Annotated in this window: 14 protein-coding genes and 2 tRNA genes; 4 read left to right on the top strand and 12 right to left on the bottom strand. The window is 66.4% G+C overall.

What is annotated here, in order from left to right:
• Positions 1 to 32: 32 nt before the first annotated feature.
• Positions 33 to 1,709 carry an AAA family ATPase gene (locus tag QM634_RS07225; protein ID WP_415042091.1) on the top strand — a complete coding sequence of 559 codons (1,677 nt, stop codon included), beginning with the start codon at positions 33 to 35 and terminating at the stop codon, positions 1,707 to 1,709.
• Positions 1,710 to 1,908: 199 nt separating this feature from the next.
• Here QM634_RS07225 and QM634_RS07220 read toward each other — a convergent pair whose 3' ends face one another.
• The 7 genes from QM634_RS07220 to QM634_RS07190 form a co-directional block, all read right to left on the bottom strand.
• Positions 1,909 to 2,613 (bottom strand): PaeR7I family type II restriction endonuclease, encoded by a 705-nt coding sequence (locus tag QM634_RS07220; RefSeq protein ID WP_415042090.1) that lies wholly within the window; start codon positions 2,611 to 2,613, stop codon positions 1,909 to 1,911.
• Positions 2,610 to 3,326: a PaeR7I family type II restriction endonuclease gene (locus QM634_RS07215; protein WP_415042089.1), complete on the bottom strand. Its 717-nt coding sequence runs from the start codon at positions 3,324 to 3,326 to the stop codon at positions 2,610 to 2,612. The genes QM634_RS07220 and QM634_RS07215 overlap by 4 nt, the downstream gene beginning before the upstream one ends.
• A gap of 10 nt (positions 3,327 to 3,336) precedes the next feature.
• Positions 3,337 to 4,971, bottom strand: a complete 1,635-nt coding sequence (locus QM634_RS07210) for an Eco57I restriction-modification methylase domain-containing protein (protein ID WP_415042088.1) — start codon at positions 4,969 to 4,971, stop codon at positions 3,337 to 3,339.
• A gap of 53 nt (positions 4,972 to 5,024) precedes the next feature.
• A complete protein-coding gene (locus QM634_RS07205; protein WP_415042087.1) occupies positions 5,025 to 5,480 on the bottom strand; it encodes a hypothetical protein in 456 nt (151 codons plus the stop codon).
• Positions 5,477 to 6,097, bottom strand: a complete 621-nt coding sequence (locus tag QM634_RS07200; protein ID WP_415042086.1) for a MerR family transcriptional regulator — start codon at positions 6,095 to 6,097, stop codon at positions 5,477 to 5,479. The genes QM634_RS07205 and QM634_RS07200 overlap by 4 nt, the downstream gene beginning before the upstream one ends.
• Positions 6,098 to 6,469: 372 nt before the next feature.
• Positions 6,470 to 6,542, bottom strand: a tRNA-Arg gene (locus tag QM634_RS07195).
• 35 nt (positions 6,543 to 6,577) lie between these two features.
• Positions 6,578 to 6,669: transfer RNA gene (locus QM634_RS07190), tRNA-Ser, on the bottom strand.
• A gap of 88 nt (positions 6,670 to 6,757) precedes the next feature.
• On the opposite strand from QM634_RS07190, the gene hisC reads away from it, so the two are divergent.
• Positions 6,758 to 7,822, top strand: a complete 1,065-nt coding sequence (gene hisC / locus QM634_RS07185) for a histidinol-phosphate transaminase (protein WP_415042085.1) — start codon at positions 6,758 to 6,760, stop codon at positions 7,820 to 7,822.
• Between the two features lie 132 nt (positions 7,823 to 7,954).
• Here the strand turns inward: hisC and QM634_RS07180 are convergent, their stop codons facing one another.
• Positions 7,955 to 8,938, bottom strand: a complete 984-nt coding sequence (locus QM634_RS07180) for an alpha/beta hydrolase (RefSeq protein WP_415042084.1) — start codon at positions 8,936 to 8,938, stop codon at positions 7,955 to 7,957.
• Between the two features lie 154 nt (positions 8,939 to 9,092).
• On the opposite strand from QM634_RS07180, the gene QM634_RS07175 reads away from it, so the two are divergent.
• The gene (locus QM634_RS07175) at positions 9,093 to 9,566 is read left to right on the top strand and encodes an acyl-CoA thioesterase (protein WP_415042083.1); all 474 of its coding nucleotides are present in this window, start codon (positions 9,093 to 9,095) and stop codon (positions 9,564 to 9,566) included.
• Here QM634_RS07175 and QM634_RS07170 read toward each other — a convergent pair.
• Positions 9,539 to 10,786: a hypothetical protein gene (locus QM634_RS07170; protein WP_415042082.1), complete on the bottom strand. Its 1,248-nt coding sequence runs from the start codon at positions 10,784 to 10,786 to the stop codon at positions 9,539 to 9,541. The genes QM634_RS07175 and QM634_RS07170 overlap by 28 nt on opposite strands.
• 10 nt (positions 10,787 to 10,796) lie before the next feature.
• The gene (locus tag QM634_RS07165) at positions 10,797 to 11,897 is read right to left on the bottom strand and encodes an acyltransferase family protein (RefSeq protein ID WP_415042081.1); all 1,101 of its coding nucleotides are present in this window, start codon (positions 11,895 to 11,897) and stop codon (positions 10,797 to 10,799) included.
• Between the two features lie 296 nt (positions 11,898 to 12,193).
• Here QM634_RS07165 and QM634_RS07160 point away from each other — a divergent pair, with 296 nt between their 5' ends.
• Positions 12,194 to 13,174 (top strand): alpha/beta hydrolase, encoded by a 981-nt coding sequence (locus QM634_RS07160; protein WP_415042080.1) that lies wholly within the window; start codon positions 12,194 to 12,196, stop codon positions 13,172 to 13,174.
• Positions 13,175 to 13,223: 49 nt separating this feature from the next.
• On the opposite strand, the gene QM634_RS07155 is transcribed toward QM634_RS07160, so the two are convergent.
• The gene (locus QM634_RS07155; protein WP_415042079.1) at positions 13,224 to 13,640 is read right to left on the bottom strand and encodes a hypothetical protein; all 417 of its coding nucleotides are present in this window, start codon (positions 13,638 to 13,640) and stop codon (positions 13,224 to 13,226) included.
• A 20-nt stretch (positions 13,641 to 13,660) separates the two neighbouring features.
• Positions 13,661 to 13,927 carry a 30S ribosomal protein S18 gene (gene rpsR / locus QM634_RS07150; RefSeq protein WP_415042078.1) on the bottom strand — a complete coding sequence of 89 codons (267 nt, stop codon included), beginning with the start codon at positions 13,925 to 13,927 and terminating at the stop codon, positions 13,661 to 13,663.
• Positions 13,928 to 13,930 lie beyond the last annotated feature (3 nt).

Genomic DNA, 13,930 nt, shown 5'->3' with positions numbered 1-13,930 from the left:
CGAGTCGAAACGATTTCGGGAAGGAAATCACTATGCAGTCTACCGATGAGATCACTCTGGTGCGGGGCTACACGCCCCCTTCGGGAATCCCTTCGCTGGTGGCGAGGACTACGCCGGTCGAACAGCTCATCGACGACGAGTTGGCGAACATCGGCGTGACCCGATCCACCCTCGACTCCGCACCCGAGGAGGAGGTGCTCGCGGCCATCAAACGCGCCGACAAGGCGGCTGTGAAGCAGTGGAAGAAGGCCCAGAAGAAGATCGACGCGGAGTTCAAGGCGACGTACGGCGTGAAGGAAGACGACTGGATGTGGAAGTGGGAGTCACGTGACCTCGTGTTGAGCGAGTTGGTCGCGCGTCGACACCTCACAACGGACAGTTACGACCCCAAGGACCGCGCGGTGTTCAACGATCTCGACAGGGCACTCAGCACCCTTCCGGCAGAGACCCTGTGGGAGCTGTACCAGCGTATCCGCCGCGACGAGATGACCGACCCGCTCGGAGTCATTCGGACCTACACGAACGACCGTGATCGAAAGGTCGCAAAGGGTCTCGTCGACACACGGACGCGGCGTCGACGGATCGACAGGTCGCTCGCAGCACGGGGTCGACGCGACTTGTCCGGACTGCCCGCCCGCATTGCTCCGGAAACACCGGAGTACATGGAGCTGTTCTACAAGAAGGCGCTCCACATCACGGGCGGAAAGGCCAAGTGCGGCAAGTCGTCGCTTGCTCTCATGCTCCTGATCAACGTCGGAGCTGGCCTCTACATAGACATGGACTCGAATGGTCGGTACGAACGGAGCAACGGGGACGACGAGTTGACCCGCAAGATTCTGATGTACGGTGCCGACCCGGACCTGATCGCGGATTTGCAGATCGATTTCTTCTCTCCACACGAGCACGCGGAGAAGCACGGCGGGACTGTTCATGAGGCACTGCTCGACGTTCTGGACGCGTGTGCCGACGACCCGCCCCCGGTGATTGTCGTCGACAGTCTCAGCAAGGTAATGCTGCACGCCGGTCTCATCGAGTCTGATCCGCGCGACTGCTCGCGGGCACTCGACATCTTCTCCCGGCTGCGGGCACGAACTTGCGTCGTCGTCATCGACCACTACGGCCACGACAACGACCGTCTGCGCGGTGGTTCGTCCAAGCTGGACGACGCCGATCTGGTGCTCGGAGTCCGCCGCGCGGCACTTCCGAAAACTGCGGACATCGACGAAATCCGAATGAAGGCTGAGGTCATGGATCGCCGTCATGGCGTGGACTCTCTGCACGCCGCGCCTGACTCCGCCGGACGCACGACGCGCGACATCGGTGTCATACGCCTCACCCCGCAGCGCGACAAGAGCGGGCACATCGAGCGGTACTCCTGCACGCTGGAATCCGCGCTGGACCGCTACCGGGCAAAGAACCCCGCCCCCAATGGGGAATCGGCTCAGATCGACGCTGAGGCACCGGAACCCTCACTTGCTGACACCCTGTGGGACACGGCCCGCGACTACGCGTGCAGCATGGCCGGGGAAGGCTTCTCCAAGTCCTCGCTCGCGAAGCATATCGCGCCGCCTGGCAAGGAACGCGCGACCCGAGACAGCGCGGCTCCCGATCTGATCGACCGCATGGAGACCGACAAGTTGATCGAACCGTTTACCCGTGGCGGTCACATTCGGTACCGCTGGATCGCGGCACCGTTCAAGGGTGATTGAGTTCGGACCCCACTGCCGTTTCACACTCGCGGCAGGCGGGGGTCCTAACGGACCCCCGCCGCTGCCCGCGAGTGCTCACGGCGCGGGTGAGTCCCCTGGTAAACGCGGGTTTTGCAGTCGCGGGCTGTGGCCGCGACTGCTCATCAAGAGTTCTTTGCACTCCGCCACCGCAGTATCTACTAGCCGGCCTCGCGACCATTCAGAGGTCGAGCGCCTTGATGTACGCCATTCGTCCCGCAATCGCGGCGGCGAGATTGTTGAGACTCAACTCCGGCTCTGGGTCGCTGTGGACGCCTCCACCCTTCTCGGTGGCGACGACAGCAGCAGCGTCATACAGGCGTTCGCGGACCTGGCGACGCAGCATGATCCGGTACCGGTCGATGTAGCTGGTGTCGGTGAAGATCGGGTCAGCCGGGTACAGCAGCCGTGGGTTCGTCAGCGGCTGCGACGACTTGTCCGCGTGCTCGATCACCATGACGAACGCGAGCCACGGGCGCACCGGCCCGAGTAGTCCTTCCTCGGTCGCCCGCCAGATGTCGACGGCGTTTCCGAGGGATTCCTCGGTGCGATTGTTGAAGTTGTTTCCGAACGACGGCCCGACTTGCGACTTGAACTCGATGGCCGCGACGAGGGCGTCTTTGTACTGGACCACCAGGTCCCAGTCTTTCGAGCGGCGGTAGTAGCCGGGAAGGGTGATCTTGCCCTTCTGCCGGATCACCAGCTCGTCACCGAGGTCGGGGTCCTCGAATAGTTCGGCCACGGCGTCCTGCATGGGCTGTAGGTGTCCGCCACCGGTGACCGCGCCACGAGTACCGGCGTCGACCTTCCCGGACTCGATCTGCTTCTGCGCTTGGAGGTCTCGGCCAGTCCAGAACGCCTGGATCGCGCTGTCGAAGTCGGTCATGGCTTCCTCGCAGCCTTGGCGCGAATGAACGCCATCCTGCCAGCAATCTCGTCTTCAAAGTTCTGGAAGCTAAGCAGCGGGTCCGGCTCTCTGAACACACCCTGTCCCTTCTCGGTGGTTGCTAGGACCGCAGCGTCGTAGATTCGTTCGCGGACCATGCGGTGCAGCGCAACCTTGTATCGGTCCGTGAAGCTGCTGTTGGTCGCAAATATCGGATCAAGGTCATAGAGAGGTTTGCTTGCCATGCCGACCGGTTTGGTCGTCTCGTGGCACTCTTCGATCAACATGACGTACCCGAGCCAAGGACGGACCGAGCCGAGCAATCCCTCTTCGTAGGACTTCCAGGTGTCCACCGCGTTGCCGATGACCTCCTCACTGCGATTGTTCGCGTTGTTGCCGACGGAACCGACCTGGCTCTTGAACTCCACTGCCGCGACGAGGATGTCTCTGTACATGACAATGATGTCCCAGTTCTTCGACCTTCTGTAGTGACCGGGGAGGGTTAGTTTCCCTGTCGCTCGGACCACCAGGTCACTACCCAACGTGGGATCGGAGAACAGTCCCGCGACAGCCTCTTGCAGAGGGTCCAGGTGCCTTCCACCGGTGACCGCCCCTCGTGTGCCAGCGTCGATCTTGCCCGAGTCGATCTGCTTCTGTGTCTGCAAGTCGCGGCCTGCCCACTGGGCGCGGACTGCCGAGTCGAAATCGGTCACGGGTCGGACTCTAACCGAGGTCGTAGTCGTCCAGGTTGATCCCGAAGGCGGAGGCGGCTGCTCGTGTCGCGCGCTCGGTGTCGCGGTCGCGGAACGCTGCGGCCAGTTCACCCGCGACCTCAGCGGGGAGATCAGCGAGCGAGGGCACACGGAGCGTCTTGAGGTACTGCGCCTGGAAGCGGAGAGTGCCACCGCGCATACGGACACAGAACGCCTCGATCCATGCCTGCGCGATCCGAGACAGCAGGATTCCGCCGAGCACTTCCATGTCCCACTTCTCGGAGACGACGTAATACAGGTTGTGGTGCGGGTAGTACCCGCCGCGTTCCAACACAGGGTGAATCGTCGTCCGCATGTCTTGGAGAAGCAGCTTCGGAGTATCGGTGAGCGGTGCCGACACCTTGTCGATGGTCCGGTACCAGGCACGAGGATTCTTGCGCGCCACGAAGCGATCCCGCAGCTTCGGTGAGTTCTCGAAGTAGTCGGCGAGACGGGGGAACTGGTCCAGGTCCACGAGGTCGCCGTCGGCAGTCCACGGGTTCACCAGGTAGTGCCCACTCCACACAAAGTCGCCCGATTCCAGATCGCCGACCATGCTCATCGGGAGGAGCCGGTCAGGCTCCACGATGTCGGCGTTCTTGGTGACGAAGGTGCCGTCGGCACCGGTGGCGACACCGATGGAGACACGGGTACCGGTGGCCGGATCGTGGAGCGGCGGGAAGTGGTCCATCAGGTGCTCGACAAGGCTCAGCCGGTCAGGGCTACCGGTCGGCCAGAACCCGCTGCCGGAGAACCAGTGCGGGAGGCGGTGAGCCTTCGCCCCGGCCACGTTCCGGCGCTCCGGGGACTGGGGATCAGTCGCCCACTCGGTGAGCGCGGCGGCACTGTTCGAGCCGAACACGGCGGTGCAGTCGGCGACGGTGACCGGACCCTGTGAGCCTTGGGCGAGGACTGTGATCGCCGGGTACGCACTGACCTGAGCCTCGAAGGCGTCCACGTCGTGCATGGTCCACACATGCTCCACCGCGAAGCCCTCGGAGACCAGCTCCCGCAGCCGTGCGCCATAAGCGTTTCTCATCCACCGGTCGGCGCAGATGTAGCCGAGCCGACCACCCGGGCGGAGGAGCGACAGACCGCGCTCATAGAACCCGATGTAGATGTCAGCGCGACCGCGCATGGTCTCCCACTGCTCCCGGTACTGCGCCTCGACCTCATCGTCCAGGTCATCGGATCGGATGTAGGGCGGGTTGCCGATCACGAAGTCGGCAGCCGGGATGTCGGGGTCGAGGAGGAAGTCGGCGGGACGAATCCACGTCTCTGCCAGGTCGTCGGCAGCGGCGCAGCCGTGCCGCCGGAGAACGTCGGCGACAACCCGGCGAGAGGTCTCGACGTGGATCGCTTGGAGGTCGTACCCGCGCACCGCAGCGGTGAGTGATTCGAGTGCCACGCCGTCCCGGTCAGCCGACTCGATCAGTCGCTCAACGATGGGGACCAGGAACGCGCCGGAGCCGACCGACGGCTCGACCACGACCTTCGCGTAGAGACGTTGATCGGCGGTGTACCCACTGAGATCGAGGATGGTGTCGACCACCCACCGGCGGGTGAATACTTCGCCGTACTGAACTTCGGGGAGGGTTGCGGTCACGGCTCAACGGTAGTCGCCGGGGCGGACAGCACTCGGTAGGCACGGGGACGACTTCACGCGATTCCAAGGCCCGAACGACGAGGACGACCCCACCCTGCGAGACCAACGGCCTGAACCTTCACCCGCTGCGATTGCTCTGACGGGATACCTTTCAGCAAGTAGCTGTGCGGCTCCGGGCGGAGGTCGTTCAACACGTAGATAAGTCCAGCGGTGACAGTGGCCGTCTCGATGGAAACAGCCTTAAGTCCTTTGTGATCTTTCGCCCTATGACCAATCCAATGGAGGCCCGCGTCGAACAGTGCGCGACGCTCCTCACTGTCGCTGAGTTGGTTGCGATCCTTGGTGATGATTGCGTCGTAGCTCTGCTCGCCGAGGCGTCCAAACAGAGGGATGTCCTCAACCCCCGAGAACCCTTCGTCATATGCATGGCGGAACTCGTGCTCTGCGTAGACAGCGCGCAACGGTGCCAGGCTGCCGTAGTTGACGTTCTCGTCCAGAAAGAACTTCACGCCGACCTCCGACTGGCAACTTCCTGCGCGAGGTCGAGCGCGTCCTGCGCTGCCACCGGGGTCACACCGGGGTAGAACCGCCGGAGATCTTCGGCGCGGATAGCCATGTCACCTGTGAGCGCGTCAGCCACGGTATCGAAGGGGACTCGACTTCCTTCGATGGTCGGCCACCCACCGAGACGCCGCGCGTTCACTTCCAGGCGGGGGCGCGGGCGCTCGAAATCGACCACCTGCTCGCCGCGCATGTTCACGAACGGTCGGTAGATCGTTTCGAGTGTGTACAGCTCGTACTGGCCGGGTTCCTGAACCAGGTCCATGAAGCCTTCATCCGTCCACACAGCGATTGTCTTGCCGTGTACGGCGAAGCGATACTCCGAAGGATGATCCGTAAGGTCGAACTCGCCAAGGTTGCTGAACGCTCTGCGGATACGTTGAAGCGAAGTTGAGGCGCGCAGTTTCGCTACCGTACGCAGCGCCACCAGATCGCGGAATGAGTACAGCGGCGGACGCTCAGTGCTTATCTCAGGCACCAGTAGTCCCGTGCGTCGCCAGTTCGCGAGCTGGTACTTCGTGACCCCGGTGAGGGCCATCGTCAGGTCTGCTGGAAACCCGGTCATCGCCCTCCTCCTCCGATTGTTGGTCGTCTCGCTGCCATGACGGTAGCGCAGGGGACTGACCACGGTTCCCATTCAGCCGGTGAGTCGATGGAACCGAACCGGGTTGCCGTGCGTCTAAGTAGGCATGGAAAACAACGCACCCGAGTATGCGGAAGACATCGAGGGACTCGAAGCGCTCCCTTCCGAGGTCCGCGACTGGCTGGCCGAAAGCCGTCAGTTTCATCGTCAGTGGAGAGGTGACCCGGGACCCGCCACCCAGTAGGAATGGGGTCAACTTTGGGGTCAACTCCGTCGCCGACTGGGTATCCCGACACTGGCCAAGACAAGAAGAAACCCGCTCCGACCGAGGTCAGAGCGGGTTTCCCCTCAACGTGCGCCCGTAGGGATTCGAACCCCAAACCTTCTGATCCGTAGTCAGATGCTCTATCCGTTGAGCTACGGGCGCGAGCCTTTTCAATTGTGCCGCACTTGTGGTGCGGGTGGCGGAGGCGAGAGGATTTGAACCTCCGGTCCGGTGTTGGCCGGACAACTCATTAGCAGTGAGTCCCATTCGGCCGCTCTGGCACGCCTCCCGGTGCGGAGTCCTTTCGAACTGCCGAACACGTAGGTTACACACCCAGCGCGACCAGTCGCAAACCACAATACCGATACCCTGGCAGCGTGACCGTTCGCCTGCGACCCGACATCGACGACCTACCCGTCTACGTCCCCGGCAAGAGCCATCCCGGGGCCATCAAACTCGCCAGCAACGAAGTCACCTTCGGCCCGCTGCCCAGCGTCGCGGCCGCCATCGCCGACGCCGCGTCGACGGTCAACCGCTACCCCGACAACGCGATGGTCGAACTGACCGGTGCCCTGGCGAAGAAGCTCGACGTCACGCCCGAGGAGGTCCAGGTCGGCTGCGGTTCGGTGACGCTGTGCCAGAACCTGATCACCATCACCTGCCGCCCCGGCGACGAGGTGCTGTTCGGGTGGCGCTCCTTCGAGACCTATCCGCTCGCGACACGGATCGCCGGGGCCACGCCGGTGCAGGTCCCCCTCGACGAGGAGGCGGTCTACGACCTGCCCGCGATGGCCAAGGCCGTCACCGATCGCACGCGCCTGGTCTTCATCTGCAACCCCAACAACCCGACGGGGACGGTCGTGACGCGCGAAGACCTGGTGGTCTTCTTGCGCGCGGTGCCGAGCGATCTCGTCGTCGCACTGGACGAGGCGTACTTCGAGTACATGCGGCTGGGTGAGTCGCAGGCGTACGACGCGCTCGAGCTGCGCAACGAATTCCCCAACCTGGTCATCCTGCGCACCTTCTCCAAGGCGTACGGGCTGGCCGGGCTGCGGGTGGGTTATGCCGTGGCCGACCCGCAGATCATCACCGCGCTGGGCAAGGCCCACATCCCGTTCTCGATCAACTCGTTGGCGCAGGCCGCCGCCGTCGCCTGCCTGCGGGCCGACGACGAGCTCCTCGCCCGCACCGACGCCGTCGTCACCGAGCGCATCCGGGTGAGCGCCGAACTGCGCGCCCTGGGCTACCGCGTGCCGCAGTCACAGGCGAACTTCGTCTGGCTCGAGCTCGGCGCCGACGCGCTTGCCTTCGCGCGGGCCTGCGCCGATGCGGGGGTGATCGTGCGCCCCTTCGACGGCGACGGGGTGCGCGTGACGGTCACCGAGCCGCAGGAGGACGAGGTGTTCCTCGCCTTCGCGAAGACGTGGGCCGCCGAGCACTAAGGCACGCTCGGCGAAAATCTGGGCACGCTCGGCGAGAATTTGGGCACGCTCGGCGAAAATCGCGGTGGTCGAGTGCCGTCGAGGCGCTAGCCGAGACGGTGTACGAGACCTCGTGGGCCGGCGGCGCCGACGCTAGAAGAGCCCGCGCGAGACGGTCGCCCAGGCGGCGGGGAGGTCGCCGCGCCAATACGGCCAGCTGTGCGTGCCGATGAGCCGGAAGCCGTCGGTGTACGCGATACCCGCGTGCCGCAGCTGCAGGGAGAACTCCAGCGAGCACCGGTAGGCGCCCAACTCGAGCGCCGAGCCCGACGCGTTGACGGCTTCCTTGGGCATGTCCTCGTCGGGGCGCGACTGCAGGTCCATCGGACCGATCGCACCGGATCCGGCGGACAGGTACAGGTGCTTGCCGCGCAGCGCGTCGAGGTGCATCGCCGGGTCGTGCGCCTGCCACTGCTTCGAGCCGGGCGGGCCCCACATGTTGTCGGCGTCGCCGCCGGACTTGGCGACGGTGGTCCGCACGTACCCCTGATTGAGGGGTCCCGACACCGGCGGGCAACCCGAGAGCGAGGCGGCACCGGTGTACAGGCGCGGGTTGCGGGCCAGCAGCGCATAGGCCGCCTGCCCGCCCATCGACAGACCGATCAGCGCGTTGCGCCCGGTGCCGTTGAAGCGGGAGTCGACCAGCGGAGGCAACTCGCGGGTCAGGAAGGTCTCCCACTGCGGCTTGCCGAGCTTGCGGTCGCGCTTGCGCCAATTCGTGTAAAAGCTCCCGGCGCCGCCCATCGGCAGCACGACGTTGACGTTCTTGTTCGCGAAGAACTGGCCGGCCTTGCCCTTGGTGATCCAGTCGCTGACGCCCTTGGTCGCGCCGGCGCCGTCGAGCAGGTACACCGTCGGGCGCGGCCCCCCGCCGGTGCGCGGGGTGAGCACCGAGACGCGGATCGCCTTGCCCATCGACGGCGAGTCGACGACGAGGTCGGTGCGCAGGGCGCTGAGCTTGATCGTCTTGGAAATCTTGGCGCGGGGCGACGCGTCGGCGATCGCGGGCAGCACCTGGCACATGGTCGCGCCTACCGCCGCGACCATGACAGAGCTGCCCAACCGGCGAAAACGCATGAACTCCCCGAACCGATGACTAGTTGATTTCGATACCTTCAACGGTACGGGCGTACGACTCCGAGCTGAACCCCGCGAGGCTAATTCTCAGCAAATGTGTGGATACGTGCGTGTTACGAAGTGGCCCCGCTCACACGATTGGGCGCCCATTACGATGGCCCGGGTGAGCGACGACACAAACCCGACCCCGACCGGCCATCTAGGCAAACACGAATTCGCGTTCGTTGCGCGGGTCCCGGTCCGCTGGTCGGACATGGACGCCTTCGGCCACGTCAACCACGCGCGCATGGTCACGCTGATGGAGGAGGCCCGCGTCGAGTGGTTGTTGTCGGCCGGACCGGAATACCAGCCGCTGATCAAGAGCGCGATGATCGTCCACGTCGACATCCGCTACCAGGACCAGTTGCGCCACCGCGACACCCCGCTGCAGATCGGCATGTGGATCAAGGGCTTCCGCTCGGTGGACTTCACCATCGGCTACGAGATCCGCGCCGACGGGGCCGACGTGACGAGCAAGGCCGCGTGCGTCGCGACGACGCAGATGGCCGTCGTCGACATCGAGGCGCACAGCCTGCGGCGCCTCACCGACGAGGAGAAGGCCTACCTGGCATCCTGGTCGCGCGGCTGAGACGGTTCGTACCGCTCGGGCAGCTCCTGCGGCGGCGGCATGCCCGGTGAGATGCGGGCGATGTTGCCGGCGAGCACGTCGCGGTAGATCCGCAGCTGCTCCTCGCCGACGCGCACCTGCTCGGTGAGCCGCTGCGAGTTGTCGGCGGAGATCTCCCGGTGACCCGACCGCGACACGAGGTCGACGATGCGGTCGTCGATCGTGGTCGCCCGGTTGTACTCGTCGAGCAGGCGCAGTTCGACGCCGGCGGAGTCCATGACGTGCGAGACGTCCGCGAGCGCCTTGACCCGGTTGATCAGCTGGGTCCACACCGGGCGCAGCTCCTGCTCCTTGGCGGCGATGTGGTCGACGAAGTGCTGGTCGAAACCCCCGTTGCGCATCGCACGGTCGAGGTCGACGCGCACCGCGCGCAGGGCCACGACGTCGGCGGAGATCTCGGCGAGCTCGGCGTGCAGGTTCACCTGGCCGCGCTGGACGATGAAGTGCTCCGAGCGCCAGGCCGGGCTCGCCTGGATGCGGTCGTAGTACTGGCCGGCGACGAAGAGCAGCGTCTCGTAGCCGTCGATGAACGCCATGTGCTGCGGTGCCGGTTGCGCAGCCGGGACCGGCCGCTCGGCGAAGGCCTCGCGCGCCCACTGCTCGACCTGCGGCCCCATGGCGCGCATCGCCAGGCCGCCCACCGCTCCGGCGAGCTTGCCGAAGGCGGCACCACCGGCGCGGCGCACATAACCGCCGGCGTTCACGTCCGGCGTCGGCGTGTGCAGCAGACCGTCGAACAGCCGCTCGCGGGCCTCGATCTCGAGGTAGACGCCCTCACGGCGTTCACGTCGGACGGCCCGCGTCCCACTCGGGTAGACGCCCTTGCCCAGGACGATCTGCTTGCGCGCGTCCTCGCGTCGTCGGGTCAGGCCGTTGAGACGGTTGCGCAGGCCGGACTGGACCATCGTGGGCAGCACCGGGTTCGCCAGTTGGGCCTCGATCTGCGCGATGGCCCGCTGGAGGCGCCGCAGGTTCCCGAAACCGTCGCCCAGGGCGGCCAACGCCAGCCCCGACGTCTGTCGGCGGACGACGACCTCGCGCGCCTCCGGCTCGAGGAAGCCGGCGGCGATCAGGTTCGCCGCCACCTCGGACAGTTCGCGCCGCGGTCCGGGCACCTGGGCGGCCTCGGTCCACCGCCGGATGTCGGCGGCGGTCGGCGCGGGCGGGACGCGGTGGTTCACGTCGCCAATACTACCGGCTGACGGCGACCCGGTTCCGGCGCCAGATCGGCCGGGTGACCCGGTGCAACAGCCAGGCCGGCGGAATCGAGACGACCGCGGTCACCGCGAACGCCAGCCACGTCGACCCGGTGAACACCCGGTACCCCAGCAGCCCCATGACGAACTCGAGCACGACCACGTGCACGCAGAAGAACTCGTAGGAGATCTCGCCGAACCAGACGGCGGGTCTGCTCCCCCACAGCCGCGACCACCAGCCATCGGACGCGCGGGCGAGCGGGACGAGGAACCCGAGCGCCACGACGAGGTAGAGCAGGTGCTTGACGATGGTCTGGCCCGGGGTCTGCGGCGCGATCGTCGGGGCGCCGGCGCCCGCGGTCCCCGCCAGCAGGAAGGCCGCGACACCGGCCGCGACCCACCACTGGGCGCGCGTTCTCCCCATCATGGGGAGACAGACCGCCAGGCCCATCCCGGCGACGAACCACCAGAGGAAGGTCGGCGGCCACAGCGGTGCGGTCGGATCGGCGTCGCCCCCCACCACCGCGAAGATCCAAATCGGCGAGACCAGCGCGAGCCCGCCGAGCAACGTCAACAGCAGGTCGGGACGCCAACGACCACGGCACAGCGCGACGCCCGCGACGGCGACCACCGGCAGCACCAGGTAGAAGGCGACCTCGGCGACCATGCTCCACATCTGGGTCAGGCCGGTGTGCTGGTACCCGAAGCCGAACAGCTGCGTGAAGGTCATGTTCCGCACGAACCCGCCCCAGCCCGTGCCGTACTCGGTCGGGTTGTCGCGGAACAGGTAGATCCCGTAGACGCCGAGCACCGTCAGCCAGTAGGCCGGCAGGATGCGGCGGGCGCGGCGGGTGAAGTATGAGCGCACAGAGACCGGTCGGGCCCCGGGGCCCGCGCGCAGCCGCCGCACCCACTCCGAATAGAGCAGGAACCCGGAGAGGACGAAGAAGATCGTGACGCCGACCTCGAAGCGCGCGGCCAGGCGCCCGGTGTAGTCGTCGGTGTAGTGGCCGGTCCAGTACGCCGCGTGGGTCAGGCACACCGCCAGCGCCGCAAGGGTGCGGATCCCGGTGAGTGCGGGGACGCGTTCGGCCATGCGGTGCATCCTAGGGGTCTCAGCCCCATCTCGTTTTGGTGTCCGCCCTAGGCAATCAGTCCCGCGCCCCCACATACTTCACCTGTTACTGAAGTGACGCGTGTGACTGGGGATGCGACGCGTCGAGGAGAGGTCGGGATCGAGTGCTTACCCCCTTCGTGCGGGACAGCGTCGCGGTGGCGACGGCGCTGACCGTCGGCCTAACCTTCGGTATCACCGTCGCCGACGGAGCTCCGCCACCCCCGCGACCGCGCGGCCCGAAAGCCGGGCCACCCCCACCCCCGAAAAGCCGGGTGGTGGCGGTGACCCCGTTCCAGGGCCGTGAGCGGTTGCGGGTCTACTCCGCGGCGATGGACCGGGAGGTGATCGTCGACCTGCAGCGTCCGCTGGACCTGCCGCGCCCGTCGGGCCCGGGGGACAAGTCCCGGCCACGACCACGACCCGGTCAGCGGCCCACCATCTACCTGCTCGACGGCGCCGAGGCCCACGACACGCAGTCGGGCTGGTACTCCGAGACCCAACTCGCCGATCTGGCGGCGAAAACCGACGTCAACGTCGTGACGCCCGTGGGCGACCCGCACAGCTACTACACCGACTGGCGCAATCGCGAGCCCGGCATGGGCAACAAGAAGTTCATGTGGGAGACCTTCCTGACCCGCGAGCTGCCGCCGCTGCTGACCAGGTTCGGCTCCAACAACGTCAAGGCGATCGCCGGGGCGTCGATGGGCGGGCTCGCCGCGCTGACCCTCGCCACGCGCAACCCGCAGCTGTACCGCGCCGTCGGCGGCTTCAGCGACTGCGCCCACGTCTCCAGCCCCGAGAACCAGTTCCTCACGCAATGGGACATCAGCCGCGGCGGCGGGAACGCGATGAACATGTGGGGCAAGTTCGACGACCCGCAGTGGCGGGCGCACGACCCCTTCCTCAACGCCGGTCGACTGGCGGGCAAGACCGTGTACCTCTCCGCCGGCAGCGGCATGCCCGGGCGGTACAACAAGGTCGCCGCCGACCCGATGGACGGCACGGTCAAAGGCGCCTTCCTGGAGTTCGGCAGCGCCGTCTGCACCGGCAGGATGACCGCTCAGCTGCGCAAGCTGGGCATCCCGTTCCACGGCAAGGTCCAGGTCGCGGGCACCCACCGGTGGGAGTACTGGCGCGACGAGCTGCAGACCGCGTGGCCGATCCTGATGAAGGCGATCGGGGCGCGGGTCACCGCACCCATCCCACCGGCGCCGGCAGCCTCACTCGGCGACGGCAGCGGGTCGGTCGGCAGCTGAGATCTGCACCGGCACACGACCTCGGCGCGATAATCACGCCCATCCACTCCTACTGTGCAGATTCCAGTCGCGTGGGTGCCAGCGCGCGGCTCCACACCTCTCGGATCGCGACGCCGAGCAGGGTCAGCGCGAACAGCAGCCACAGACTGAACCGCGCGTCGCCGATCCCACCCAGGGCGACGACGGTGATCAGCGCGCCACCGACGATCGGCGCACCGATCGTGAGGAGACCCGGCTCCCACCGTTTGCCCAAGATCGCCTCGGCCACCGCCGCCATCAGCACGACCAGTGCGGCGGCCAGCATCAACATGGCGAAGGTGTTGCCCTCGTCGAAGCCGTCGTCGGGGAGGTAGTCCGCGTAGCGTCGCGGCATCCCCGACACCGGGCTCTGCGCGAAGCACGTGAAGAGCGCGCTGACGACGAACACCCACCAACCGACATGGCCCGCGGCCCGCACAGTTCTCATGCCAGTGAGGCTAGAGCAATCTACTTCCCGGGACCGGACGTGTACGGCAAGAGGGCCATCTCCCGCGCATTGCGGATCGCGGTGGCAACCTGCCGCTGCTGCTGCGGGGTCAACCCGGTGACGCGACGGCTGCGGATCTTGCCGCGATCGGTGAGGAACTGCCGCAGCAGCGCGGTGTCCTTGTAGTCGATGACCAGTTCCTGGCCGGTCTTCGCCCGCAGCGCGTGCAGCTTGTTGGGGACCTTCTTGCCGGCGGCGTCGGACCGTCGGGGGGCTCGCTTGGCCATGGA

Origin of the sequence: Gordonia sp. (in: high G+C Gram-positive bacteria) (assembly GCF_047606305.1) — a bacterium.
Taxonomy (GTDB): Bacteria; Actinomycetota; Actinomycetes; order Mycobacteriales; family Mycobacteriaceae; genus Gordonia.
Note: the sequence above shows the minus strand (reverse complement) of the source record. Positions and strands in the feature narration are given on the sequence as shown.

Excerpts from the sequence above, each read along its gene's own strand:
- QM634_RS07155 (WP_415042079.1), bottom strand. The coding sequence starts at position 13,640 with ATGAGAACTGTGCGGGCCGCGGGCCATGTCGGTTGGTGGGTGTTCGTC.
- rpsR (WP_415042078.1), bottom strand. The coding sequence starts at position 13,927 with ATGGCCAAGCGAGCCCCCCGACGGTCCGACGCCGCCGGCAAGAAGGTC.
- QM634_RS07220 (WP_415042090.1), bottom strand. The coding sequence starts at position 2,613 with ATGACCGACTTCGACAGCGCGATCCAGGCGTTCTGGACTGGCCGAGAC.
- QM634_RS07165 (WP_415042081.1), bottom strand. The coding sequence starts at position 11,897 with ATGGCCGAACGCGTCCCCGCACTCACCGGGATCCGCACCCTTGCGGCG.
- QM634_RS07180 (WP_415042084.1), bottom strand. The coding sequence starts at position 8,938 with ATGCGTTTTCGCCGGTTGGGCAGCTCTGTCATGGTCGCGGCGGTAGGC.
- QM634_RS07225 (WP_415042091.1), top strand. The coding sequence starts at position 33 with ATGCAGTCTACCGATGAGATCACTCTGGTGCGGGGCTACACGCCCCCT.
- QM634_RS07175 (WP_415042083.1), top strand. The coding sequence starts at position 9,093 with ATGGCCCGGGTGAGCGACGACACAAACCCGACCCCGACCGGCCATCTA.
- QM634_RS07200 (WP_415042086.1), bottom strand. The coding sequence starts at position 6,097 with ATGACCGGGTTTCCAGCAGACCTGACGATGGCCCTCACCGGGGTCACG.